Origin of the sequence: Streptomyces canus (assembly GCF_001514145.1) — a bacterium.
Taxonomy (GTDB): domain Bacteria; phylum Actinomycetota; class Actinomycetes; order Streptomycetales; family Streptomycetaceae; genus Streptomyces; species Streptomyces canus.
The window spans coordinates 690,237-712,268 of record NZ_KQ948657.1; the positions used below are offsets into that span (position 1 = coordinate 690,237).

The window sequence follows — 22,032 nt, forward strand, 5'->3', positions numbered from 1 at the left end:
TGAAGTTCGGGGGCGGCGTAGTTAGGTAGACCTAACTACGAGCTGGGTACCATGTGACCACGCACAAGACGGCGAACGCAACATCTTGCCGACGGTTTGTCGGAACGTTCACAGAAAACGTCCGCGGGAGGGTGCGGCGGGCTCTCAGGCCGTGAGCACACTGAGGTCGGCCGCGGTCCACCGCTCCCCGACCGGCGTCAGCGTCACGTGCCGCACCTCGTCGGTCGTGTCACCGACCGCGCGGTGGATCTGCACCTGGAGCCGGTCGTCGGTCAGTTCCTCGACCTTGCCCTCGCCCCACTCCACGACGATCACCGACTCCGGCAGCGACACGTCGAGATCGAGGTCCTCCATCTCGTCGAGCCCACCGCCCAGGCGGTACGCGTCGACGTGGACAAGCGGCGGCCCGCCCCCCAGGGACGGATGCACCCGGGCGATCACGAAGGTCGGCGAGGTCACGGCCCCCCGTACCCCGAGCCCCTCGCCGAGCCCCCGGGTCAGCGTCGTCTTGCCCGCGCCGAGCTCTCCGCTGAGCATCACCAGGTCCCCGGCGCGCAGCAGCTTGGCGAGCTTCAGGCCCAGCTCGCGCATCTGCTCGGGGGAGGTGACGGTCAGCTCGGTCTCAACCGGGTTGCGCGGTGCTTCCATAACCGCCAACGGTAGCCCCTGAGGGCACCGCCCCCGCGCGGGTGAGCAGGTCGGCGAGGCGGTCGGTGACCACTTCCGGGTGCTCCAGCATGACCAGGTGCCCGGCGTCCGGGACCAGCACCAGCTCCGCCTCGGGCAGCAGGGAGGCGATCGCCTCGCTGTGCTCGCTGGGCGTGACCATGTCCCCCACTCCGGCCAGCACGAGCACCGGCTTGTCCGCGAAGTGGGCGAGGGCGGCGGTCTTGTCGTGGTTGTCGAACGCCGGGTAGTACTCGGCGACCACGTCGATCGGGGTGCCCTCGATCATCCGCTCGGCGAACCGGACGACGGCCGGGTCGACGTCCCGGGACGCGAAGGAGTAGCGCTTGATGATCCCGGCGAACAGGTCGGCGGTGGCCCGCCGTCCCTTCTCCACCAGGTCGGCCCGCTGCCCCAGCGCCTTGAGGACGCCCGGCAGCACTCGTCGTACGACGTTGACGCCGGCGACGGGCAGCCCGAAGTTGACCTCCCCGAGCCGTCCGGACGACGTGCCGACCAGGGCCACGGCCACCACCCGGTCGCGGATCAGGTCGGGGTACTGGTCGGCCAGCGCCATGACGGTCATCCCGCCCATGGAGTGTCCGACGAGCACGATCGGCCCCTCGGGGACGGTCGCGTCGATGACGGCTTTCAGGTCGCGCCCGAGCTGCTCGATGTCGACCGGCACCCCGTCCTGCACCTGCCGCATGCCCCGCCCGGACCGCCCGTGGCTGCGCTGGTCCCAGTGCACGGTCCGTACGACGCCCCTGAGCGCCGCGCGCTGGAAGTGCCAGGAGTCCTGGCTGAGGCAGTAGCCGTGGCTGAAGACGACGGTGACGGGGGCGGGGGCCTTGCGCCCGAACAGCCGGCGCCGGCGCGGCGACAGCGCGGGCACGGCCTCCGGGTCGACGTCGTCGACCTCGTAGTACAGCTCGGTGCCGTCGTCGGCCTGCGCCTTGCCGGGGGTACCGCGCAGCGAGCCGTACGGCCCGGTCGAGTCGAGGGCGAGCCGCGCCTTCTGCCGCATCCCGCGCCCGACGGTGAGCCGCTCGACGGCCACACCGGCCGCGGCGCCCGCGGCGATCACGCCTATCGCGGCGCCGGCGATCCCGGTCGCCCGGCGCCATCCGGCGCCCGCCCCCGTCGCGGAGGCGAGGGCCACCGAAGCGGCGGCGTCGACGACGGCCTCCGCACTGCTCTCGCTCACGTACCGCTCCTGTTCGCTGGGTCGGGTGATACCGGTGTGGCGGGACTCGCTGTTCTTGCGCGCACTGTGCGGTTACCCCGCTTGTTCCTCGTTCACATAGACGCGGGGAACGCGCGTTCCGATGCGGGTCACGATTTCGTACGCGATGGTGCCCGCGGCCTGCGCCCAGTCCTCGGCGGTGGGTTCGCCCCCGTCGCCGGGACCGAAGAGCACGGCCCGGGTACCGGTGGCGGGCTCGTCGCCGCCGAGGTCCACGACGAACTGGTCCATGGCGATCCGCCCGGCGACCGTCCGCCACTTGCCGTCGATCAGCACCGGTCCGGCGCCGGAGGCGTGCCGCGGGATCCCGTCCGCGTATCCGACGGGCACCAGGCCGAGGGTCGTGGCGCCCGGGGTGACGTAGCGATGGCCGTAACTGACGCCGTGGCCGCCCGGGACCTGCTTGATCAACGCCATCGACGCCGACAACGTCATCACCGGGCGCAGTCCGAAGTCGGCGGGGCCGCCGAGCTCGGGGCTGGGCGAGATGCCGTAGACCGCGATGCCGGTCCGGACGAGGTCGAAGTGGCTCTCCGGAAGCGTGAGCGTGGCGGGCGAGTTGGCGATGTGCCGCACCTCGGGGCGCACGCCCTGCCCTTCGGCGTACGCCAGCATCTCCCGGAAGAGGGTGAGCTGGGCGGCGATGGAGGGATGCCCGGGCTCGTCGGCGCAGGCGAAGTGCGACCAGAGGCCGGTGACGCGCAGGAGGCCTTCGGACTGTGCGCGCAGCGCCTCGGCGACCAGTTCGGCCCAGTCCTCGCCCGGCTGGCAGCCGCCCCGCCCGAGTCCGGTGTCGGCCTTGAGCTGCACGCGCGCGGGAAGGCCGGCTTCGCGGGCCGCGGCGACGAGCTCCCGCAGCGCCCACATCCCGCTGACGGACACGTCGAGGTCGGCCTCGATCGCCTCCCGCCAGGGCCCGCCGGGCGTCCACAGCCAGCACATGATCCGCCCCGGCAGTCCCGCCTTCCGCAGCGCGAGAGCCTCCTCCGGCGTGGCGGTCCCGAGCCAGCGCGCGCCCGCCTCGACCGCGGCGCGGGCGCAGGGCACCGCGCCGTGGCCGTAAGCGTCGGACTTGACCACGGCCATCACGGCGGCTCCCGACGCGCGGGCGCGCAGGGCCCGCACGTTGGCCCGGAGCGCGGCCAGGTCGATCTCGGCACGGGCGCGCAGCGGTGCGGTCGGGGCAGTTGCTGTCTCGTTCATGGCGCCCCCAGTGTCTCAGAGGCGACTGACACCACCCATGAGCGCGTCCCCCTCGGGATGCGCACGCGTGCGCGTGTCAGAGGCTCAGACCGTGCCGGGCCAGGTATTTCACCGGGTCGATGTCCGAGCCGTACGGGCGGCGGGAGCGGACCTCGAAGTGCAGATGCGGGCCGGTGGCGCGCCCGGTGGCGCCGCTGCTGCCTATGCGGGTGCCGGCCTTGACCTTGGCACCGCGCGCGACCGAGATGCGCGAGAGATGGGCGTAGAGGACGTAACGCGAATCACTCATCTTGATCGTCACGGCCTTTCCGTACGACCCCGACCAGCTGGCCAGGACGACGACGCCGGTGCCCACCGCGTAGACCGGGGTTCCCTTCGGCACGGCAAGATCCACTCCGGTGTGGTAGCCGGCCAGCCAGCTTCCCCGCACCCGGTAACGCATCGTCACCCTGGCCCGCTTCCGGATGGGACGGGTCCACTTGGCGGCGAGGGAGCGGTCGTCGACCTCGACGTCCTCGGCGGCCGCGAACAACTCCTCGTATTCCGCGTCGTAGTCGCTGCCGCAGTTACCGCCGGGCTCTTCCTCTAACGGTTCCGGGGTGTCCTCGCGGAAACCGAGAACGGGACTCCCCAGAACGACTGCCGCGCCTCCCAGCAACTCGCGCCGGGTGGTGCCTCGTATATTTGGCTCATCCATGCGGCCAGCGAAACATCGCCCTTTCAGCTCCGCATACTCGGCCGACCGGTATTGGTCCCATCAGGTAGTAGTTCGCGGTTACGCGTCGGTATACCGGCTCGCCGTCACCCGTACGCCTGCTGATCCGCGGTCAGGCCTCCGTCACGTCCCGCCATGCCGCCGGTAGGGCCTCGGCCACGTCGTGCGCCCCCACCGGGGCCCCGTCCGCCGCGAACCGTCCGGCCAGGCCGTGCAGGTACGCGCCCACGCTGCCGGCGTCCGGAGCGCTCAGCCCGGACGCGAGCAGGGACCCGGCGAGACCGGACAGGACGTCCCCGCTGCCTGCGGTGGCCAGCCATGCCGTCCCGGTGGGGTTGACGCGTACGGCCCCGCCGCCGGCGTCGGCGACGAGCGTGGTCGAGCCCTTGAGCAGCACGGTCGCGTCGTAGCGCCCGGCGAGTTCCCGCGCCGAGGCCAGCCGGGCCCCCTCGACCTCCTCGCGCGGCACCCCGAGGAGCGCGGCGGCCTCTCCGGCGTGCGGGGTCATGAGGGTCGGCGCGGTACGCGCGCGTACGGCGTCCCGGTCAGCGAGCCGAAGTCCGTCCGCGTCGATGAGTACGGGCACGTCGGACGCCAGCACCTCTCCGACGGCCGAGGCGTCCTCCCCGGCCCCCGGCCCGACGACCCACGCCTGCACGCGCCCGGCATGCTTCGGCCCCCGGTCGGAGACGAGCGTCTCGGGGAAGCGGGCGATCACGGCGTCTGCGGCGGGCCCGACGTACCGCACGGCCCCTGCGCCGCCCCGGAGCGCCCCGTACACGGCGAGCACGGCGGCCCCGGGGTACCGCGCGGACCCGGCGGCGATCCCGACGACTCCTCGCCGGTACTTGTCGCTCTCTCCGGTCGGCACGGGTAGGAGCCTGGCCACGTCGGCGTGCTGGAGGGCTTCGAGTTCGGCCTCCTCGGGAAGGGCGAGCCCGATGTCGACGAGCCGCACCGACCCGGCGTACTCCCGCGCGGGATCGATCAGCAGGCCCGGCTTGTGCGTCCCGAACGTGACGGTGAGGTCGGCCCGTACGGCCGCCCCGCGCACCTCACCGGTGTCGGCGTCGACGCCACTGGGCAGATCCACGGCGACGACGGCGGCGCGGGACCGCTCGGCGACCTCTGCCAGCCGGGCCGCGTCGGGGCGGAGCCCGCCCTTGCCGCCGATCCCGACGATGCCGTCGAGGAGGAGGTCGGCCCGTTCGACGAGTTCCTCGGCGCCGGCCGGAGCCGCCGTCCGGCCTCCCGCGCGCCGCAGTGCCGCAAGCCCACCGATATGGGCTCGCTCAGGCGCGAGCAGCACGGCGGTGACCCCGGCCCCGCGCCTCGCGAGCCGCGCGCCCGCGTAGAGGGCGTCGCCGCCGTTGTCCCCGCTGCCGACGAGCAGCACGATCCGACGGCCGTACACCCGCCCCAGCAAGTCCGCGCAGGCGGCGGCCAGCCCGGCCGCCGCCCGCTGCATCAACGCCCCGTCCGGAAGCCGCGCCATCAACTCCCGCTCGGCCGCCCTCACCGTCTCCACGCTGTACGCAGTACGCATGTGATCGAGTCTGCCGCAGAGCTGCCGTGAAACGCGAAGAGTCGGACACCTGCCGTCTCTTAAGGAAAGCGACACAAAGCGCGGCGATGATCACGGCGAAAACCACGACGAATACGAGTGCGTCCTGCGCGTTCTCGACAGGTGAGTACTTCCCGTCGGCCGTCGACGCCATGACCGTGCCGCTCACCGGCACCGCCGTCCTCACCGCCTGCCCCGGGTGGCGACGTAGAGCACCAGCGCGACGGACACCAGGAACACGGCGACCACCAGCCACTCGTACCCCTCGGGCACATGCCTTCCGCCGCCGGTCAGGGACAGCCGATTCCCCCTGCTCGTCATGGAGTTCGACTGCCCGAAGGACCACGGACCAATCTCTCAGCCCCGCATCTTCCGAGAGATGCCGTAGGCGGCGAGCCCCACGAAGGCCACCACGAGGACGGAAGGCATGGGATTCCTCCTCTTTGGCCAACTACTGCTTTCCTCGCCGGTGACTCCAGTGGGCCAGGAGTACGGCGGCACGACGACGAACCCACCGAGGATCCAGGTCGCCGCCGCATTGCCCTCGAATCCGATACCGGACGTCGCAGCGGATCTTTCCCTCCGGGAGCCATGTCTTGCCCGTGGCACCGGCCGGTATCGCGGCTGCGACGCCACCGGCCGCCAGTGACCCCAGCGATACAAGTGCCACACAAGTGGCCACAGAAAGCACACAAATCGGCTTGCGGTGCCCCCGAACCCGTTCCGGTTACGAGCCGGAATCGGCCCTACCCCTTTACGGCCCTCCGCGCCCGGATAACGTGACAAATACTCATCTTCATCCTCCGCAAGAGGGGGGAATGATCAATTCCGGCCAGAGGGCTCACTGCTTGGATGTCCGGAAGTGCACGACCTCCCAGGTCAGACCTTCATTCACCGATCCGAGACGATCACTTCCAGCCAAATTTGACACCGTTCCACAGGCGCGGCGGAAGCGCTTACCAGGCACGATCAGGCACTTTCTGTCATATGCCCAAACCTGAAGATGACTCAGATATCCCGTCCGCCACAAAACCCCCCTGTGCACGGCCCTTCACAAAACGCACACTGAGGGCGTTCGGCGAGCGCTGCCGCATCCGCGGGCGTCGCCCATCCCGTGGAGGACCTTCCCGCGATGACCGATCCGGACAGATCCGTCTGGCCCCTTGCCCTGGCCGTCCGCTGGGCCGGGCGCCTGCTGTGCTGGAGCCTGGGCGCCGGCATGGCCACGGCCGCCGTCGATCTCACCGTCGTCCCGCGCGCCTCCTGGTGGCCGACCCTGTGGCCGCTGCCCTGGTACACCACGACCGCCTCCGCCCTGCTCTGGGCCGTCCTGCGAGCCCGCGAGAAGTACGGCTTGAGCGGCGGTGACGACGACCCCCGGACCGACGAGGAGGTCTACGCGGAGTGGGACCAGGCCGCCTGAACACCGGCGCTCGCGCCCGCCACGACAACGCGACCTGAGCAGACGCCCGCCGCCCCGCGCCCGTTCGTCACCCCTCGGCGATCACCACCGCCGACGCCACCCCCGCGTCGTGACTGAGCGACACGTGCCAGGACCGCACCCCGAGTTCCGCCGCCCGCGCCGCGACCGTCCCGGTCACCCGCAGCCGCGGCTGGCCGCTGTCCTCGACGTAGACCTCGGCGTCCGTCCAGTGCAGGCCCGCGGGGGCGCCGAGCGCCTTCGCCAAGGCCTCCTTGGCGGCGAACCGCGCCGCCAGCGAGGCGACACCCCGCCGCTCCCCGCCGGGCAGCAGCAACTCGTCGTCCCGGAAGAGCCGTTGGGCCAGGCCGGGCGTCCGCTCCAGGGACGCCGCGAACCGGTCGATCTCCGCCACGTCGATACCGACACCGATGATGCTCATCCGGGCACTTTACGATCCGCCCGGCGCCGGTCACGCGATCGACTTGTCGGCATTCCCCTCGTCGTCGAACAGGTCCTCGGCCCGCTCGACCGTGCGGGAACGCTCCAGCCAGGTGTCCATGCGGTCGAGATCGGTGCAGCTGGTGATGCGCTCGCGCACACTGTCGGTCACGGGGATGCCGCGCACCTCCAGCACGGACAGGATCCCTTTGGCCTCGCCTTCTGCCCTTCCCTCCGTCTTGCCTTCCAGGTAGGCCGTCTCACGAACGGTTCCCCGGCCGGGAAAGTAGCTGACGAACGACATGATCCGATTCCATTTCTCTCCGGCTGGGGTTTTGCCCAGGGTGACTTCCAGGAAGTCGAAGAAGTACTCGGCGGTGTCGGGATCGGTCTCCCGGAGTTCCTGAAGGGCGCTGCTGATCGCCTCCAGTATGGCGTCGCAGTCGGGATTGCGGGCGTGTGCCAGGGCGGAGAGCACGGCCAGAGCGAGGTTCTTCGCCGCGGTCCTGGCATCCGTGATCACCGGCAGGTTGTCAGGCCCTGCCACCAGCGGATACACCCGCAGCGCCGTCCAGCCACGCGTGCCGCAGTCGAAGGGGCCGGCCGCCCACTTGGCCGTGGGCCCGTCCTGACAGACCACGAGCAGCAACACGGGCAGACGGAACTTCGCCTGGAGGTAGGCGACGTAGTACGCCCAACTCGCCTCCTTGCCCGCGACCCTGCCCGACTGCGACTCGATGGCAAGCAGAAAGTCTTCCCCGTCGGACGGGCCGATGCGCAACACGGTGTCCACACGCCGCTCCAGCGGCCGCGTCTCCGTCACGTCGGTGGTGACGGCGTCCACGGTCGCCTTCGCGGACAAGGGGACACCCAGCACCTCGAACACGGATCCCAGAATCTCGGGCCGCTCCACCATGTGCGCAAGGTAGATCGATCACCGACCGGTCCATCCGAAAACGCGGAGTACGTTCACCCTTTCGAGCAGCGCCGAAACGTTCCCCTCGCAGGTCAACCCTGCCCGGGCGTTATGACTGGAGCGGTCGTCTCCACAGGGTCGCCGGGCTGCCAGGCACCCGAACTCCACTCCGGCGTGGGAGACGGTCGGGGCGGTGCGGACGGAGGGGTGGGGCCGCTGTTGGGGTTCTGAGGGACGGTGCCGGACCTGCCACCCGAACCGCCGCCCGTCGTACCGGAACCGCCGGCACGGCCCCGGAGTCCTAGCCCGGACACCAGGGAACAAGGAACCCGCCGGTAGCTTTCAGGGCTTCGTGACCGCGGTCTTCTTCGGCTGGCGAGGCACGGTCCTGGTCTTGTCGAGGTGCCCGTACACGGTGGACCGTGGGACGCCGCAGGGGTGGGCCATCTGCTGGACGGTCTTCTCCCGCTCGTCGTAGAGCCGTTGGGCGAGCGCGGCCTGGTCCTCGGTGAGCTTCGGCCGGCGCCCGCCGACCCGTCCCCGCGCCCGGCGGAGGCGAGCCCGTCGTTGGTGTTCGCCACGATCAATTCACGCTGGAGCTCTGCCAGTACGGACAGCATCCCGAACATGGCCCGCCCCTCCATGGTGGCGGTGTCGATGCCCTGCTCAATGACGTGCAGTCCGATGCCGCGCTCGCGCAGCTCCGCGCCGAGGGTCACCAGGTGCAGCACGGAGCGGGAGAGCCGGGTCACCTTCAACGTGTCGCCCTCACGCAGCAGCCGCATGACGAGATCCAGCTTCGGGCGGGCTGGACGCTGCGGGGCGATGCACCGCCGCCTTCATCCCAGCTCCTGGCCGAAGAAGTCTGCGATCCGGCGCTGCCATGCCGCCAGCACGCGGGGCGGACGGGCGGACGAGTGGTTCCATGAGCCGTTCCGCGACCGGTCACGTGCGGCGGTGTGACGCAGCGCGCGGCACTGGGGGGCCTTGCCCTGATGCCCGGCGCGGTGCCCGACGTGAGCGGGGACTCCTGGAACGCGATGGGTCGCCCTGTGCAGCAGATCCCGCAGCGAGTGTTCGCCTGCCATCTTTCATCCTCCTTGGGCGTACGACGCGCGCGGCGGCGCATCTCTCTATCACCGATAGAGAGACCCTAGCACTGATAGAGTCAGTCCGGGAGGTGTGCCGAGTTGGCATTGGACCGACAGCGGATCGTCGACGAGGCCGTAGCTCTGCTGGACGACGAGGGCCTCGACGGCGTGACGACACGCAAGCTGGCCGCGCGGCTCGGCGTGCAGTCGCCGACCCTCTACTGGCATGTGCCCAACAAGGCGGCGCTGGTGACCGCGCTCGCCGAGGCCATCCTCGACCAGGAGTTCCCCGACCTGACGCCGCCGGATCTGGGAGAACCCTGGCAGGACTGGCTGGGCGGACTCGCCGAACGGCTGCGTCGCGCGCTGCTGGCCCACCCGGACGGTGCTCGTATCCTGTCGGCGGCCCAACTCTGTCGCAAACTGGCCGCGATCTCCGAGCTGGCCATGAGTACGTTGGTGGCCCGAGGCGTCCCGCTGCGGCAGGCCCGGGTGATTGTGCTGACGGTGGAGCGCTTCACCGTCGGCCACGTCCTCGAGGAACAGGCCCCTCGCCCGGACGCCGACGCGGATGCGATGAAGGACTTCGACATGGCCGCATTCACCGAGCGGCATCCGACGATGGTGGCAGGCATCGCCGAGTACTTCCAAGACGGCCGCACCGTCGACGACTTGTTCCGCGAATGCCTTGACGTGGTGATCGAGGGCGCCGCAGCCAAGGCCGGCACCGTATCGTGATCGGCGACAGTCGGTGCCGGCGCGACCCGATGTCTCTCATGCGCCGCCTGGGAGGGTGGGATGCGGACCTCGGTTCGACCCGTCTTTGAGTCGGGGTCAGGCGTGGCCACCGATGCAGGCTCAGGGGGTTTGCGCTGGTTTGTCATCGCGTGTTTCGGTAACAGCGGCCGGAATCGGCCGCGTGTCAGGGGCGGTGGTGCTGGGCTGGTGCGGTGAGCGAGCGCCGCGGCTATTACACCGACACCACGGATGCGCAGTGGGCGCTGATCGAGCCCGTGATCACCGCGTGGAAGGCGGCGCATCCCTCGGTCAGCGACCATCAGGGGCACTACGAGATGCGCCGGGTCGTCGACGCGCTGTTCCACCAGAACCGCTCCGGCTGCGAGTGGAGTCTGCTGCCCACCGATTTCCCGCCGGCCTCGGCGGTCAAGTACTACTTCTACCGGTGGCGTGACGACGGCCTGGACAGAGACTCACATCCCGCCCTCTCAGGTTGGCAGCGGTGATCCCACGCGGTGAGCCGTTCCGTCGGCATCCACGTACGTGAATTCCCGGAGCTTGTAGGGTGTGTCCGCTGGTTCTACGAAGCGACCCTCGATGCCGGAAGCCTTCCATCCGGCATAGACCGCGTCAGCGTCGCTCACATAGAGGTAAATCACGGCGCCAGTGCGAGAAGGATCGTGCTCGGCCCACTCACTGAGGTGAACCGATACCGAGCCCCGTTCGACGAAGCCGTAACGATTCGGACCCTCGTAGGCGTGCGCCGCGAAGCCCAGACGACGGTATCGGTCCAGAGCGGCGTCGAGGTCTCGGACGGGGACAACGGGTGCGACGCTCGTGAAGGCCACTTCTGACATTTGGTCAGTCTCGCATGCGGGTGCCCCAGATACGGCGGAGTGTCCGGTCTGCGGCCGGGAGTGGACGGGCGGGGTTGAGATGCGCCGCTCGGCGGTGTTCTGCTCGTCGAGGTGCCGGACCCGGGCCGTCGCTGGCCCACCGTTCGGGCGCTTCGATAACGCCGTCCAGCGAGACGAGGGTCGATTCGATCAGTTTGCGCATTGTCGTTCTCTTTCTCAGGTGGTTGGTGTCGTGATCACGGGCCCAGCTGCGGGCGCCCCACGTCGGCCAACCGCCGCATCGACCCGTCGGTGTCATTCGAGCGGCCCACGGCGATCTGGAAGGTGCGCCGGCGGTCTCGCCCATAAGGCAGGCTGCCAATCGGCGCCCGCCCGCGATCAGTCGGCGGGGGCGGGCGCCTGGGCTTGCGGTCGTATGGTGGCCGCGGCGGTCGGGGCGATCTCGGTACGGCGGACGAGGAGAAGCGCGACGGGGACGGCGGTCAGCCCGACGAGCCCGCAGACCCACAGTGCCTGGTGGAATCCGCCGGTGAGGGCGTCCGCTGCAGCGTGGCCGTGGCCGAGCAGGCTCCGGGAGTGCGTGGCCGTCACGGTCGACCCGACGGCTATCCCGATCGCGCCGCCGAGTTGCTGGGAGGAGTCGATGAGCCCGGAAGCGATCCCCGCGTCGCGCTCGGTAACGCCGACCAGGGCTCCGATCGATACCGGGATGAACACCCAGGTGACGGTCCCGGTCAGGAAGAACGGGCCGGCCAGGTTCGCCCAAAAGCTCCCGTGCACGGGAGCTTGGGTCGCCCACAGGATCCCGGACCCGGTCAGGGTCATCCCGGCCGCCATCACCAGCTTGGCCGAGGTGCGGGTGACCAGGAGCTGGGCCGGGACGGCGAGTACCACTCCGGTCAGGCCGACGGTCAGCCAGGCCAGGCCCGTCGTCATCGCGGAGTATCCGAGCACCTGCTGCATATACAGGGTGCCGATGAAGATGTAGCCGTAGAAGCTGGCCCCGAGCAGGAAGCCGACCGCGTTGGATCCGGCAAGGGTCTTCAGCCGGAACAGCCGCAGTGGCAGCAGGGGTGCCTCCGCCCTGGCCTCGATGACCACGAACGCGGCCAGCAGGGCCGCCGCCGCCGTCAGCTCGGCCAGGGTTCGGGCGGCCGTCCACCCGACGGCCGGTGCCTGCGAGATCGCGTAGACCGCGAGCACCAGTGCGCCGGTCACGGTGATGGCGCCGAGCAGGTCGTAGCGACGGCGTGCGGCCGTCAGCCTGCTCTCCGGCACCACCCGCCGGGTCAGCAGCAGCGCGGCCCCGCCGACGGCGACGTTCAGGTAGAAGATGTAGGGCCAGCCGCCGTACCGGGTGAGGGCGCCGCCGGCCAGCACGCCGAAGGTCGCTCCACTGGCGCCGACAGCGCCCCAGATGCCGAGCGCCTTGTTGCGCTCGGTCCCCTCGGGGAACATGTTCATCACGATGGACAGCGCGGCGGGCAGCACCGCGGCCGCGCCCAGGCCCTGGATCCCGCGCATGATGATCAGGAACGCACCGCTGGTGGCCAGCGCGCAGGCGAGCGAGGCCGCGGTGAACACCGCCAGCCCGGCCATGAACATCCGCCTGCGGCCGAGCAGGTCAGCAGCCCGGCCGCCGAGCAGCAGGAAGCCGCCGAAGGTGATCGCGTACGCGGTCACCACCCACTGCAGGTCCGACTCGGCGAAATGCAGCTCGGCGCCGATCGTCGGCAGCGCGACATTGACGATCAACAGATCGACCGCTGTCATGAAGCACGCCACGGCAAGCAGCGCGAACGCCCGCCACCGGCGCACGTCGCCGGGCGCCGCGGTCACCCGGCCGCGGATGTCGTTTCTGGGGTCCACTGAGGTCATGTGCGCCTCCGGTCGTCACTGGTCAGGTCCTCACCACTTGAAGCACCGGCCATCCCGCCGATTCGCCGACTCACGGCGATGAATCCAAGCCACCGCCGGTGTTGCATCTTTTAGGAGCCGTTATCCAGGCGGCCATGTGAAAGGACAGGTCCCACCATGACCGAGGCGACCCTCGCCCTTGCCCAGGCCGGCGACGGTGAGGCCTTCCGCGAGCTCGTCGATCCCCACCGCCGCGAGTTGCAGGCGCACTGCTACCGGATTCTCGGCTCGGTCCAGGACGCTGAGGACGTGCTTCAGGAGGCGCTGTTGTCCGCATGGCGTTCGATCGGCCGGTTCGACGGCCGGTCGCTGCGGGCGTGGCTGTACCGGATCGCCACCAACCGCTGCCTCAACTACCTGCGCGGCGAATCCCGCCGCCCACAGTCGGCCGACCCGCCCGATCGGGGCGCGGGATGGGCCGGACAGGCACGGTCCGACGAGCCGTGGTGGCTCGAGCCCTACCCCGATGATCTGGACGACCTGACCCCCGGCCCCGAAGCCCGGTACGACGCACGGGAATCGATCGCCCTGTCCTTCGTGGCGGGCCTGCAGCACCTGCCACCCCAGCAGCGGGCGGTCCTGGTGCTCCGGGACGTGCTGGGCTTCCCGGCGGCCGAAGCCGCCGACAGCCTCGGCACCACTCAAGCCGCTGTCAACAGCGCGCTCATCCGGGCCCGAGCCGGCCTACGCCCGGACCAGGACCCGCACGACGTGCCGGTTCCCAAATCCCCGGCCGAGGCCGCCATCGTCGACCGGTTCGTCAGCGCGTTCCAGCGCTTCGACCTCGACGAACTGGTGACCCTCCTGACCGACGACGCCCGGCTCACCATGCCACCCGAACCCGACGAGCACCGCGGGCCCCGGCCGATCGCCGGATTCCTCATGGACCACCTGGGCGGCCAGGACCTCAAATTCCTCCCCACCCGGGCCAACGGCCAGCCCGCCTTCGTCCTCTACCTCCCCGACCCCAGCGCGCCGATCTGGCGGGCCAGCGGCCTCATCGTGCTCACGCTGCGGAGCAACCAGATCCACGCGCTCACCCGCTTCGCAGACCCGGGAATCCTCGCCCGCTTCGGGTTCCCCCGCACCCTGCCCAGAGGATGACCACCCCTGTCCGACCAGCTGACTACTGCTTAGTGCGCGATTGAGGTTGGGGCGTGCTGGCCTGGCGGTTTGGCTGGTGGGTGATCACCTCATGTCGGTGCGGTCTGAGACCAGGCCGGCGATGGCCAGGTGGGTCTCGTCGTAGTACTCGCGCCGCCCGATCCAGCGCCGCAGCGACCGCCACTGCTTGTGCCCGGCGCTGATCAAGACTTGGCGGTTCGGCCGCCGGCATGGACGGCGTGGCCGTAGAAGCCTTCGGGTTGCTGAGCCAGGAGTGGAGGAACCTGGCGAGTCACCGCCGCGACCGGTTCGGAACGCGTGGTCGCGTCGTGTGCTTCCTTGTCGATCCACAGCTGTGTCAGCCAAACCGTATCCGGGTCGTCGAAAGCTGCGTTGACGCTGTACGCGAGCAGGCCGCTGTCGTCGCCGCCGGCGCGGAGTCCGTCAAGGAGCAAGTCGATCAGCTCGTCACGCCGACCGGGCAGTGCGGTCATTCGCCCGTAGACGCTGAACATCTTCCCACTGGACACGCGTGTTCACCCTTTCGCTTGATCAATCCGCGCTCGAGCCTGTCCCGCTGTCCCGAAAATTCTGTCACGCGGCTTCCTCCGCCGATGGCAAGTCGACCAGTCGTCCCATTGTGGGCGATGGTCGTCAGCTGCCTGTTGTCGGCCGCCTCGACCAGTTCGTTGACCAGCCTCGTCGCCACGACGTACTTCACCTTTGAGCCGGCCATCGCAGCCTCGAGCTGGTCTTCGCCGACCGGGTGATCGCCACCTGGCTCGCGGCCCGCGGCTTCGCTGTCCCCGGCCAACCCGGCCTGCGCCTTCGCACCCTGCGCGATGTCTTTGCCTGCGCGGCCTCCCAGGGCATAGAACTGCGCATCGACGGCACAGAGGTGAGAGTGCGGAGGAGCCCGCGATGACCGGCACAGCCACCCGTTACCTCTACCTCGCCCGGCACGGCGAGGCGTTGCCGGACGAGAGCGGGTTGAGCCAGGCCGGCCGACAGCAGGCCGCACTGCTCGGCCGACGGCTCCAGGACATCCCCTTCACGGCCGTGCATCACGGTCCGCTGCCGCGGGCAGCACAGACGGCCCGCCTGATCCGCGACCAACTGAAGAGCGTCCCCCTGCGCGTCTCGGAAGTCGCGGGCGACTACGTGCCCTACGTACCCCAGAGGAACGAACTCCCGCCCGAATCAGCGGACTTCTACCTCCGCTTCCTCGCCGACACCACCGACGACGAGCGGGAGCAGGGCGCTGCGCTGGCCCTCCAGGCACTCGACCAGTTCACCGGACCGGTGGACGGCGAAGCGGACCGGCACGAACTGGTCGTCACCCACAACTTCCTCGTCGCCTGGCTCGTCCGGGACGCCATGCACGCCCCGAAGTGGCGCTGGCTCGGCCTCAACCACGGCAACGCGGCGCTCACGGTCATCCGTTACGCGCCCGGCCGAGCGGCCTCCGTCCTCGTCTCCAACGACATGCGGCACCTGCCCGCCGAGCTGCGCTGGACGGGCTTCCCTCCCGAGTCGCACATCTGACCCCGCGCCGGTCAGGCCGCGGCCAGCTCGCACCACACGTACTTTCCCCGGTTGCCGTGTCTGGCCAACGGCTGCCACCCCCACAGATCCGCGCAGGCCCGCACCAGCGCCAGCCCCCTCCCTTCCTCCCCGAACACCCCCAACTCACCTGGCGGCTCCGGAGGTTCGGGGTCCGCGTCCCACGCCCCGATCCGCAGCACCCCCGCCGACCAGCGCACCCGCAGCGCGGCCGGTCCTTGCGTATGGCGTACGGCGTTCGAGACCAGCTCGGCCGCGAGCAGCTCCGCGGTGTCGGTCAGGCGGATCAGGCCGTGCATCGTGAGGATCAGGCGGAGGGTGCGGCGGGCGACGGTGACGGCTCGGACGTCGTTCGGGATGTACAGGGTGTACTCCCAGGGTTCGTTTTCGGGCACAGGTCAACTCCGTTCAGGTGAGGGCTGGTTGGTTGCGGTGGCGGTGCCGCGTACGTCAGGGCAGGACGGAGCGGTGCACTTCCGCAGAGTAAGCGCTGCGTCACTGACGGTAGGGCTAACATGTGGACCGGAGCAAGCGGATCACGTGATCCGCCCCCGAACGAGGAGCAACCCATGGTCCTGAGGCGCGAACCCACTGCACGCCAGGTACGGCTGGGGACCGAACTGCGCAGACTCCGCGAGGCGGCAGGACTCACCGCTATCGAGGCCGCAGCGCTACTCGGGGCGAATCGCGCCCAGATGAGCCACATCGAATCCGGGCTCGCAGGCGTGAGCGAGGAACGTCTGCGTCGCCTCGCGTCCCACTACGCTTGTACGGACAAGGAGTTCATCGAAGCGTTGGTTGCGATGGCCACCGACCGGACCCGTGGCTGGTGGGAGGAGTATCGAGGCCTGCTGCCCACGTCTTTCCTGGACCTGTCCGAGCTGGAGCACCATGCCCGGTTCCAGCACCACGTTGCCGTCCTGTACGTGCCGGGCCTGCTGCAGACGGAGGACTACGCCCGTGCCGTCTTCTCGGACAGGCTGCCCGAACTCACCTATGACGAGATGGAGTTGCGCATCCAGCACCGGAAGGCACGCCAGCAGATCACCATCCCGTACAAAGCGGTGATCCATGAGGCCGCTCTTCGGATCAGGGTCAGCGACCGCACCGCCTCAAAGGCCCAACTCGCCCGCCTCCTTGAGCTGTCCGAGGCGGACCACATCACCTTGCGTGCCATTCCCTTCGACCTGGACGGCTTCGCCAGAGCCTCCAGCACGATGACGTACGTGGGCGGCCCGCTGCCCAAGCTGGACACGGTGGTACGGGACACGCCCCATGGCTCAATCTTTGTCGACGCCGAGGCCCAGCTCCGCAGTTATCGAACGCGCTTCCATATGGTGGAGGCCGTATCACTCGAACCGGACCAGACCCGTGACTTCATCCACCGGCTGGCAGAGGAGCTGTGAGGGACCCCATGGACAACTGGCGGAAGTCGTCCTACTCCGGCGGCGGCGACGGTAACGAATGCGTCGAGATAGCCAACTCCCCCACCCACGTGTCCATCCGCGACTCCAAAGCCCCCACCCGAGCCGCCCTCACCCTCCCCACCCCCACCTTCACGGCCTTCATCAACGCCCTCAAGACCACCCCGCTATCTCAGTAACCCCGCGTAACCCCTCCTGCTAGCCTGCGCAGCACCGCGTATCGACTCGGCCAGGGGGACCGTCGTATGGGCGAAAGTACTGTCGGCGGGACCAGACCACCGGTGACCGATCTCTTCGACGCGGTGCCCGGACTCGCCCCGCTCCGCTCCGCCGCCTGGGACGGCGACTGGGAAACCACGCAGGCCTTCTTCGCGAAAATCCCCTCCACCGTCGACGTCTCGTTCGCGGCAGCGCTCCTCGCCGGTGTCGAGCGGACCGAGTGGTTCCTGGAGAAAGCCGTGAAGGCACAGCCCACCGACCCACTCCCGCGCACCCTCCTCGCCGAGCGGTACATCCACCTCGGCTGGCGCGCCCGGGGCCACGCCCGCGCCGAGGACGTCCCGTGGGACCGGGCCGAGCTGTTCCACGACTGGCTGCGCAAGGCGGAACTGCTGCTGATCGAGGTGTGTGCCGAGCATCCGGCGTACGTCCCGGCATGGACCGCACGGCTGGCGACCGCCCGCGGGCTGGCGCTGGGGCAGTCCGAGGCCCGGCGGCGCTACGACCGGCTCGTGGAGCACCACCCGCACCACATCCACGCGCAGTCGCACCTGCTGCTGCAGCTGTGCCCCAAGTGGGGCGGTTCGTGGGAGGCCGCGCACGCCTTCGCCCAGCAGTGCGCGAGCACCGCGCCGGACGGCTCGCACTCCGGCGTCCTGGTCGCCGAGGCCCACATCGAGCATTTCACCGAGCTGGAAGGTGCCCAGGCCGCGGAGTACCTGCGGAACGAATCGGTCCGCGACGAACTGCGCCGCGCCGCCCGCTCGTCCGTCCTGCACCCGGAGCACCGTCGCGACTGGTACTGGACCGGCAGCCACAGCACCTTCGCCCTGGCCTTCTCCCTCGGCGGCCATCTCGAGGACGCCGCCCGGCACTTCACCGCCCTGGGCGACACCGCCTCCGAGTCCTTCTGGCGGTACCTGCCCGACTGGAAGACCCGGTTCACCGAGTACCGCACCGCCGCACTGGCGACGCTCTGAGGGAGGAGACGCCCATGACCACGCACGACACTTCCGCCACCGCCCTCGACGCCCTCGGCGTTCTCGACGGCATCGTCCGCCACACCACCGTCCACGGCATCCCCACCCTCTTCGCCCCGCGCCCCGGCGAGATCACCGCCGGTCTCATGTTCCGGGTGGGCCACGCCGACGAGACCCTGCCCACCTCCGGCATCACGCATCTCGTGGAGCACCTCGCCCTGTACCGCCTGGGCCTGTCCGACCTGCACTACAACGGCGCCACGGCGAGCACGTACACCCTCTTCCACGTCACCGGCGACGAGGACGAGGTCGTCACGTACCTCAACAGCGTCTGCGCGGCGCTGCGCGACCTGCCGATGGACCGTCTGGAGACGGAGAAGGAGATTCTGCGCACGGAGGCGGGCAGCCGCGGACAGGGTGCCCTGTCCCAGATGCCGCTCTGGCGGTACGGCGCCCAGGGCTACGGCCTGTCCAGTTACGAGGAACACGGCACCCGCACCCTGACGCCCGACCAGGTGCGCCACTGGGCCGAGACCCGCTTCACCCGGGACAACGCGGTGCTGTTCCTCACCGCGGACCGCGTACCCGACGGCCTGGACCTCAGCCTGCCCGCCGGCCGCCGTTTCCCCACCCCGGCGCCGTCCAGTGCGCTCCCCGTCACGCCCGCCTACCTCCGCGGCGAAGACGGCCACCTCGTCTTCACCTCCGTCCTGCGCCGCTCCACCGCGGCCGCCGTGTTCGCCGAGGTGCTGGGCCGCGCCCTCTTCCAGGACCTGCGCCAGAAGGGCGGCTACTCGTACTCGGCGGAGGCCGACTACTCCCCGCGCGACGCCGACTTCGCCACCCTGACCGCGTACGCCGACGCGCTGCCGCAGAAGCAGGACGCCGCGGTCGGCGGCTTCGTCGACGTCTTCGCCCGGCTGCGCGCGGGCCGTATCGAACAGGCCGAACTGAACTCCGCGCGCGGGAAGTTGCTCAAGCGCTACGACGTCCCCGATCTCGGCGCGGCCCTGCTGCCGTCGTACGCGCTCAGTCTGCTGATCGGCCACCCGATCCTGACTCCTGAGCAGCACAGGGCCGAACTCGAGGCGGTCGGCGTCGCCGACCTGCGCGAGGTCGCCCGTGAGGCGTGGGACGGCGGGCTGCTCCAGGTGCCGACCCGGGGCGCCGACTGGGCGGGCCTCACCCCGGCCCCCCGATTCTCGCCGTCCGGGGTCTCCGGCACCCTGCACCCGTCCCTGGAGGACGAGGACGTCACGCTGATCATCGGGGAAGCGGGCGTGACGCTGTCGACGCCGGGCGGCCTGGTCACCGTGCGGTACGACGGCTGTGCCGCGATGACCACCCGCCCCGACGGGGCCCGGGGTCTGACCGGCCTCGACGGCTTCCGCGTGGCCGTGGAGCCGACCCTGTTCGGGGATGTCACGGCCGAGCGGATCGCCGTACTGGACAAGGCTGTTCCCGCCTCCGCGGTTGTGCCCCTTTCGGCCCGCCCGGCAGAGGAGATCCCTCAGCCGCGCGAACGGACGGCCCCCGCCCCGCGGACTCCGGCGGACGAGTCGAAACACACCGAAGGCCGGACGGCGAGGGCGGCCGGGCGGGTGACGGGCCACTTCGTCCTCGTGACCGCGCTGGCCACGCTGTGGCCCGTGCTCCTCGTCACCCTCCTCGTCCACGGAATCGACGAACCCGGGATCGGCATCGCCGCGATCGCGGGATTCGCGCTGGAGTTCTGGCTGCTCCACGCCGCCCGCAACCTGTACCGGACCGGGCAGCCGACTACTCCACAGTGACCGACTTCGCCAGGTTCCTCGGCTGGTCCACCTCGTTGCCCCGGGCCGTGGCCAGCTCGCAGGCGAACACCTGCAGCGGCACGGTAGCCACCAACGGCTGCAACAGGGTCGGCGTGGCCGGAATCCGGATCAGGTGATCGGCGTACGGCGCCACCGCCTCGTCCCCCTCCTCCGCGATCACGATCGTCCGCGCACCCCGGGCCCGGATCTCCTGGATGTTGGACACGATCTTGTCGTGGATCACCGACCGCCCCCGGGGCGAGGGCACGACCACCACGACCGGCAGGTCCTCCTCGATCAGCGCGATCGGCCCGTGCTTCAACTCCCCCGCCGCGAAGCCCTCGGCGTGCATGTAGGCCAGTTCCTTGAGCTTCAGCGCGCCCTCCAGCGCCACCGGATACCCGACGTGCCGCCCGAGGAACAGCACGGTCTTCTTGTCGGCCAGTGACCGCGCCAGCGCCCGCACCGGCTCCATCGTCTCCAGCACGCGCTCGACCTCACCGGAGATGTGCGACAGGTCCCGGACGACGGCGGAGATCTCGTCGCCCCACTTGGTCCCCCGCACCTGCCCCAGGTACAGCGCCACCAGGTAGCACGCCACGAGCTGCGTCAGGAACGCCTTCGTCGACGCCACGGCGACCTCGGGCCCGGCGTGCGTGTACAGCACCGCGTCCGACTCCCGGGGAATCGTCGACCCGTTGGTGTTGCAGATCGCCAGCACCTTGGAACCCTGCTCGCGGGCGTGCCGCAGCGCCATGAGCGTGTCCATGGTCTCCCCGGACTGGGAGATCGCGATCACGAGGGACCGCGGGCCCAGGATCGGGTCCCGGTAGCGGAACTCGCTCGCCAGCTCCACCTCGCAGGGGATACGGGTCCAGTGCTCGATGGCGTACTTGGCGATGAGCCCCGCGTGGAAGGCCGTACCGCAGGCCACGATGACGACCTTGTCCACCTCCCGCAGCTCGGCGGCGCTGATCCGCACCTCGTCGAGGCTGAGGGAGCCGGCCGCGTCGATGCGGCCCAGGAGCGTGTCGGCGACCGCCTTCGGCTGCTCGGCGATCTCCTTGAGCATGAAGTAGTCGTAGCCGCCCTTTTCCGCGGCGGAGGCGTCCCAGTCGACGTGGTACGGCTGGACGTCGGCGGGGCGGCCGTCGAAGCCCGTCACCGTCACGCCGTCGCGCCGCAGTTCGACGACCTGGTCCTGGCCGAGCTCGATCGCGGAGCGGGTGTGGGAGATGAAGGCCGCCACGTCCGACGCCAGGAACGCCTCGCCCTCACCGACGCCGACGACCAGCGGCGAGTTCCGGCGGGCGCCCACGACGACGTCCGGTTCGTCGGCGTGCACGGCCACCAGCGTGAACGCCCCCTCCAGCCGCCGGCACACCAGCCGCATCGCCTCCGCGAGGTCGGCCGTCACCGAGAACTCCTCGGCGAGCAGGTGCGCGACCACCTCCGTGTCCGTCTCGGAGGCCAGCTCGTGTCCCCGGTCCTCCAGCTCGGCCCGCAGCAGGGCGAAGTTCTCGATGATGCCGTTGTGGACGACGGAGACCCGGCCCGCGTTGTCCAGATGAGGATGCGCGTTGGCATCCGTCGGCCCGCCGTGCGTGGCCCACCGCGTGTGCCCGATACCGGTGAGCCCCGCCGGCAACGGCCGTTCCACCAGCTCCTTCTCCAGATTGACCAGCTTCCCGGCCTTCTTGGCCGCCGCCAGCCCGCCGTCCGCCAGCACGGCGACCCCTGCCGAGTCGTACCCCCGGTACTCCAGTCGCTTCAGTCCGGCCATCACGACATCGAGCGCCGACTGCGACCCCACGTATCCCACGATTCCGCACATGCGCGGCAGCCTAGGGGTCATCGGGCGTCGAAACACGGCACTTCGTGCCCGATTCCGGATATCGCGGCAGGGGGCGGAATCGCGCCAACTTTGCATTCCTCGCACCCACGAACCTCACCGATTGACCACAGGAACACCACAGAACTCCCCTGGAAACGGAGGAATCACGTCTTCCGTACGGCCGCTCGGGGACCACCGGTGACTTCGCGCCACAGCGGGTCCGCTGGCCAAAGGCCCTTGCCCGAACCACTCGACAGCTGCCTAAAGTAACGCGCGCTTGACCGGATCATGACCAGACCGTCGGCGCTCAGTTCACGCCAGCGACCGGGGGAACAGCGTCG

The 22,032-nt window shown here is 70.1% G+C and carries 25 protein-coding genes and 3 pseudogenes; 10 read left to right on the forward strand and 18 right to left on the reverse strand.

Features of this window, described 5'->3' with window-relative positions; translation table 11 throughout:
* Positions 1–144 precede the first annotated feature (144 nt).
* The 6 genes from tsaE to AQJ46_RS55385 all read right to left on the reverse strand — a co-directional run bounded on the left by tsaE (position 145) and on the right by AQJ46_RS55385 (position 5,715).
* A complete protein-coding gene (gene tsaE / locus AQJ46_RS07955; protein ID WP_059204895.1) occupies positions 145–648 on the reverse strand; it encodes a tRNA (adenosine(37)-N6)-threonylcarbamoyltransferase complex ATPase subunit type 1 TsaE in 504 nt (167 codons plus the stop codon).
* Positions 623–1,873 carry an alpha/beta fold hydrolase gene (locus tag AQJ46_RS07960; protein ID WP_059204896.1) on the reverse strand — a complete coding sequence of 417 codons (1,251 nt, stop codon included), beginning with the start codon at positions 1,871–1,873 and terminating at the stop codon, positions 623–625. Before AQJ46_RS07960 ends, tsaE begins: the two co-directional genes overlap by 26 nt.
* A gap of 72 nt (positions 1,874–1,945) precedes the next feature.
* Entirely contained in the window at positions 1,946–3,115 is a 1,170-nt protein-coding gene (alr, locus tag AQJ46_RS07965) for an alanine racemase (protein ID WP_059204897.1), read from the reverse strand.
* Between the two features lie 76 nt (positions 3,116–3,191).
* Complete coding sequence (locus tag AQJ46_RS07970; RefSeq protein WP_059204898.1) at positions 3,192–3,812, reverse strand: M23 family metallopeptidase; 621 nt, start codon at positions 3,810–3,812, stop codon at positions 3,192–3,194.
* Between the two features lie 130 nt (positions 3,813–3,942).
* Complete coding sequence (locus AQJ46_RS07975) at positions 3,943–5,376, reverse strand: NAD(P)H-hydrate dehydratase (RefSeq protein ID WP_079072174.1); 1,434 nt, start codon at positions 5,374–5,376, stop codon at positions 3,943–3,945.
* A gap of 201 nt (positions 5,377–5,577) precedes the next feature.
* A complete protein-coding gene (locus AQJ46_RS55385; protein WP_159064002.1) occupies positions 5,578–5,715 on the reverse strand; it encodes a hypothetical protein in 138 nt (45 codons plus the stop codon).
* 811 nt (positions 5,716–6,526) lie between these two features.
* Between AQJ46_RS55385 and AQJ46_RS07980 the strand changes: the two genes are divergently transcribed.
* Complete coding sequence (locus AQJ46_RS07980) at positions 6,527–6,817, forward strand: hypothetical protein (RefSeq protein ID WP_059204900.1); 291 nt, start codon at positions 6,527–6,529, stop codon at positions 6,815–6,817.
* A gap of 67 nt (positions 6,818–6,884) precedes the next feature.
* Here AQJ46_RS07980 and AQJ46_RS07985 read toward each other — a convergent pair whose 3' ends face one another.
* The 5 genes and pseudogenes from AQJ46_RS07985 to AQJ46_RS07995 form a co-directional block, all read right to left on the reverse strand.
* Complete coding sequence (locus tag AQJ46_RS07985; protein WP_057607882.1) at positions 6,885–7,256, reverse strand: holo-ACP synthase; 372 nt, start codon at positions 7,254–7,256, stop codon at positions 6,885–6,887.
* Between the two features lie 30 nt (positions 7,257–7,286).
* The gene (locus AQJ46_RS07990; protein ID WP_059204901.1) at positions 7,287–8,171 is read right to left on the reverse strand and encodes a hypothetical protein; all 885 of its coding nucleotides are present in this window, start codon (positions 8,169–8,171) and stop codon (positions 7,287–7,289) included.
* Between the two features lie 342 nt (positions 8,172–8,513).
* Positions 8,514–8,759: a helix-turn-helix domain-containing protein gene (locus AQJ46_RS58985; protein WP_349239174.1), complete on the reverse strand. Its 246-nt coding sequence runs from the start codon at positions 8,757–8,759 to the stop codon at positions 8,514–8,516.
* 20 nt (positions 8,760–8,779) lie between these two features.
* Positions 8,780–8,956, reverse strand: a pseudogene (locus tag AQJ46_RS58990) (recombinase family protein); the annotation flags it as partial.
* Between the two features lie 54 nt (positions 8,957–9,010).
* Positions 9,011–9,259 (reverse strand): hypothetical protein, encoded by a 249-nt coding sequence (locus AQJ46_RS07995; protein ID WP_059204902.1) that lies wholly within the window; start codon positions 9,257–9,259, stop codon positions 9,011–9,013.
* Positions 9,260–9,361: 102 nt separating this feature from the next.
* On the opposite strand from AQJ46_RS07995, the gene AQJ46_RS08000 reads away from it, so the two are divergent.
* A complete protein-coding gene (locus tag AQJ46_RS08000; RefSeq protein ID WP_059204903.1) occupies positions 9,362–10,000 on the forward strand; it encodes a TetR/AcrR family transcriptional regulator C-terminal domain-containing protein in 639 nt (212 codons plus the stop codon).
* A gap of 212 nt (positions 10,001–10,212) precedes the next feature.
* A complete protein-coding gene (locus tag AQJ46_RS08005; protein ID WP_059204904.1) occupies positions 10,213–10,506 on the forward strand; it encodes a transposase in 294 nt (97 codons plus the stop codon).
* On the opposite strand, the gene AQJ46_RS51910 is transcribed toward AQJ46_RS08005, so the two are convergent.
* Together AQJ46_RS51910 and AQJ46_RS08010 are read right to left on the reverse strand one after the other, a co-directional pair.
* Positions 10,489–10,857, reverse strand: coding sequence for a bleomycin resistance protein (locus AQJ46_RS51910; protein WP_079072175.1), 369 nt, complete (start codon positions 10,855–10,857; stop codon positions 10,489–10,491). The two genes, AQJ46_RS08005 and AQJ46_RS51910, sit on opposite strands and share 18 nt — an antisense overlap.
* Positions 10,858–11,235: 378 nt before the next feature.
* Positions 11,236–12,735 (reverse strand): MFS transporter, encoded by a 1,500-nt coding sequence (locus AQJ46_RS08010; protein ID WP_059204905.1) that lies wholly within the window; start codon positions 12,733–12,735, stop codon positions 11,236–11,238.
* Positions 12,736–12,891: 156 nt separating this feature from the next.
* On the opposite strand from AQJ46_RS08010, the gene AQJ46_RS08015 reads away from it, so the two are divergent.
* Positions 12,892–13,878, forward strand: a complete 987-nt coding sequence (locus AQJ46_RS08015) for a sigma-70 family RNA polymerase sigma factor (RefSeq protein WP_059204906.1) — start codon at positions 12,892–12,894, stop codon at positions 13,876–13,878.
* Between the two features lie 84 nt (positions 13,879–13,962).
* On the opposite strand, the gene AQJ46_RS58415 is transcribed toward AQJ46_RS08015, so the two are convergent.
* The 3 genes and pseudogenes from AQJ46_RS58415 to AQJ46_RS59450 all read right to left on the reverse strand — a co-directional run.
* Positions 13,963–14,085 carry a hypothetical protein gene (locus tag AQJ46_RS58415; protein ID WP_263972859.1) on the reverse strand — a complete coding sequence of 41 codons (123 nt, stop codon included), beginning with the start codon at positions 14,083–14,085 and terminating at the stop codon, positions 13,963–13,965.
* A complete protein-coding gene (locus AQJ46_RS08020; RefSeq protein WP_059204907.1) occupies positions 14,082–14,393 on the reverse strand; it encodes a putative quinol monooxygenase in 312 nt (103 codons plus the stop codon). The genes AQJ46_RS58415 and AQJ46_RS08020 overlap by 4 nt, the downstream gene beginning before the upstream one ends.
* A 98-nt stretch (positions 14,394–14,491) precedes the next feature.
* Positions 14,492–14,653, reverse strand: a pseudogene (locus AQJ46_RS59450) (IS21-like element helper ATPase IstB); the annotation flags it as partial.
* Between AQJ46_RS59450 and AQJ46_RS57125 the strand changes: the two are divergent.
* A pseudogene (locus tag AQJ46_RS57125) lies at positions 14,648–14,797 on the forward strand (transposase family protein); the annotation flags it as partial. The pseudogenes AQJ46_RS59450 and AQJ46_RS57125 sit on opposite strands and share 6 nt — an antisense overlap.
* A gap of 2 nt (positions 14,798–14,799) precedes the next feature.
* A complete protein-coding gene (locus AQJ46_RS08025) occupies positions 14,800–15,423 on the forward strand; it encodes a histidine phosphatase family protein (protein ID WP_059204908.1) in 624 nt (207 codons plus the stop codon).
* Positions 15,424–15,434: 11 nt separating this feature from the next.
* On the opposite strand, the gene AQJ46_RS08030 is transcribed toward AQJ46_RS08025, so the two are convergent.
* Positions 15,435–15,836, reverse strand: coding sequence for an ATP-binding protein (locus AQJ46_RS08030; protein ID WP_059204909.1), 402 nt, complete (start codon positions 15,834–15,836; stop codon positions 15,435–15,437).
* A gap of 174 nt (positions 15,837–16,010) precedes the next feature.
* Between AQJ46_RS08030 and AQJ46_RS08035 the strand changes: the two genes are divergently transcribed.
* The 4 genes from AQJ46_RS08035 to AQJ46_RS08050 all read left to right on the forward strand — a co-directional run bounded on the left by AQJ46_RS08035 (position 16,011) and on the right by AQJ46_RS08050 (position 19,857).
* Positions 16,011–16,847: a helix-turn-helix domain-containing protein gene (locus AQJ46_RS08035; RefSeq protein WP_059204910.1), complete on the forward strand. Its 837-nt coding sequence runs from the start codon at positions 16,011–16,013 to the stop codon at positions 16,845–16,847.
* Between the two features lie 8 nt (positions 16,848–16,855).
* Entirely contained in the window at positions 16,856–17,044 is a 189-nt protein-coding gene (locus AQJ46_RS08040; RefSeq protein WP_059204911.1) for a DUF397 domain-containing protein, read from the forward strand.
* A gap of 66 nt (positions 17,045–17,110) precedes the next feature.
* A complete protein-coding gene (locus AQJ46_RS08045) occupies positions 17,111–18,064 on the forward strand; it encodes a tetratricopeptide repeat protein (RefSeq protein ID WP_059204912.1) in 954 nt (317 codons plus the stop codon).
* Between the two features lie 14 nt (positions 18,065–18,078).
* Complete coding sequence (locus AQJ46_RS08050) at positions 18,079–19,857, forward strand: M16 family metallopeptidase (RefSeq protein WP_059204913.1); 1,779 nt, start codon at positions 18,079–18,081, stop codon at positions 19,855–19,857.
* On the opposite strand, the gene glmS is transcribed toward AQJ46_RS08050, so the two are convergent.
* On the reverse strand, positions 19,844–21,691 hold the full coding sequence (glmS, locus tag AQJ46_RS08055; protein WP_059204914.1) for a glutamine--fructose-6-phosphate transaminase (isomerizing): 1,848 nt from the start codon (positions 21,689–21,691) through the stop codon (positions 19,844–19,846). The genes AQJ46_RS08050 and glmS overlap by 14 nt on opposite strands.
* Between the last annotated feature and the right edge of the window lie 341 nt (positions 21,692–22,032).